At 37.9% G+C, this 1,618-nt stretch carries 1 protein-coding gene; it reads left to right on the top strand.

Features of this window, described 5'->3' with window-relative positions:
• Nucleotides 1–2: 2 nt before the first annotated feature.
• On the top strand, nt 3–1,618 hold a 1,616-nt coding region (gene glmS, locus F0460_RS16040), incomplete at its 3' end, for a glutamine--fructose-6-phosphate transaminase (isomerizing) (RefSeq protein WP_150015114.1).

Here is a 1,618-nt window from a genome sequence, read left to right as displayed (position 1 = left end):
TTATGTGTGGAATTGTAGGTTATATTGGACCAAGAGAAGCTTATCCTATCATTATTAAAGGATTAAAGCGTTTAGAATACAGAGGATACGACAGTGCCGGAGTTGCATTATACGACGGTGAAAAATTTATATCGAGCAAAACTAAAGGAAAGGTTTCTGATTTGGAGAAAAGAGCCGAAGAAGAAAATACTTTTAAAGGATCAATGGGAATTGGGCATACGCGTTGGGCTACACACGGAGTTCCAAACGATGTAAACTCGCACCCACATTTTTCAAATTCTGGTGAATTGGTGATTATTCACAACGGAATCATTGAAAACTACGAGCCTTTAAAACAAGAATTAATCAAACGTGGTTACACATTTAAGTCTGATACTGATACAGAAGTATTGGTAAACTTAATTGAAGACATTCAGAAAAACAAAGGCTTAAAACTAGGTAAGGCAGTTCAGGTTGCATTAAACCAAGTGGTAGGTGCATACGCGATCTGCGTTATGGATATTAAAAAGCCAAACGAAATTGTTGCGGCACGTTTAGGTAGCCCATTGGCAATTGGTATTGGTGAAGGCGAATATTTTGTAGCTTCTGATGCCTCTCCGTTTATCGAATATACAAATAATGCGATTTATTTGGAAGATGAAGAAATGGCGATTATCCGTTTACACAAACCGATAAAAATCCGTAAGATAAAATCAGACAATGAGGTAAGTCCGTATGTTCAAGAGTTGCAGTTAAATTTGGAGCAAATTGAAAAAGGCGGTTACGATCATTTTATGTTGAAAGAAATTTACGAACAACCTCAAGTTATTCGTGATACGTTCCGCGGACGTTTGTTAAGCGACCAAGGATTGATAAAAATGGCAGGAATTGAAGATAATCTGGCAAAATTCATCAACGCAAAACGCATTGTTATTGTGGCTTGCGGAACATCGTGGCACGCTGCACAGGTTGCAGAATACATGATTGAAGAATTTGCTCGTATTCCTGTTGAAGTAGAATATGCTTCAGAATTCCGTTACAGAAACCCGATCATCAACGCAGACGATATTGTTATTGCAATTTCGCAATCTGGTGAAACGGCTGATACTTTAGCAGCTATTAAATTGGCTAAAGAAAAAGGCGCATTCGTATTTGGTGTTTGTAACGTAGTTGGATCGTCTATTTCTCGCGAAACTCATGCAGGTGCTTATACACACGCAGGTCCGGAAATTGGAGTAGCGTCAACAAAAGCATTCACTACACAAATTACTGTTTTAGCATTAATCGCGTTGCGTTTGGCTAAAGCAAAAGGAACCATGTCACAGTCTGATTATTTAAGAAATTTGATTGAATTGGAATTGATTCCTGAAAAAGTTGCAGAAGCTTTATTAGAAAACGACCGAATTTTAGAAATTGCTAAAATTTATAAAGATGCACCAAACTGCCTGTTTTTAGGTCGTGGATTTAATTTCCCGGTAGCTTTAGAAGGCGCTTTGAAACTGAAAGAAATTTCGTACATACACGCAGAAGGATATCCGGCTGCCGAAATGAAACACGGACCAATTGCTTTGATTGATGAAAACATGCCGGTTATTGTAATTGCACCACAACAAAATCATTACGATAAGGTTGTGAGTAA

It is taken from the genome of Paenimyroides baculatum, assembly GCF_008629655.1.
Lineage (GTDB): Bacteria > Bacteroidota > Bacteroidia > Flavobacteriales > Flavobacteriaceae > Flavobacterium > Flavobacterium baculatum.
The sequence above is the reverse complement of the archived record's forward strand: the minus strand, read 5'-3'. Positions and strand labels throughout refer to the sequence as shown.